The organism is Methanoregula sp. UBA64 (genome assembly GCF_002502735.1).
Taxonomy (GTDB): Archaea; Halobacteriota; Methanomicrobia; order Methanomicrobiales; family Methanospirillaceae; genus Methanoregula.
Window position 1 is genome coordinate 50,385 of the sequence record NZ_DAQC01000003.1, and the last position, 289, is coordinate 50,673.

1 rRNA gene (running past both ends of the window) is annotated in these 289 nt (G+C 56.7%); it reads left to right on the forward strand.

What is annotated here, in order from left to right:
* Positions 1-289, forward strand: a 16S ribosomal RNA gene (locus BP758_RS12360) (it extends past both window edges: 1,108 nt to the left, 890 nt to the right).

The following is a 289-nucleotide window of genomic DNA, read 5'->3' on the forward strand; positions in this document are numbered from 1 at the left end:
GGGATACTGGCAGACTAGGGACCGGAAGAGGTGAGAGGTACTCCAGGGGTAGGAGTGAAATCCTGTAATCCTTGGGGGACCACCTGTGGCGAAGGCGTCTCACCAGGACGGCTCCGACAGTGAGGAACGAAAGCTGGGGGAGCAAACCGGATTAGATACCCGGGTAGTCCCAGCTGTAAACGATGCGCGTTAGGTGTATCGGTGACCACGAGTCACCGAGGTGCCGAAGAGAAATCGTGAAACGCGCCGCCTGGGAAGTACGGTCGCAAGGCTGAAACTTAAAGGAATT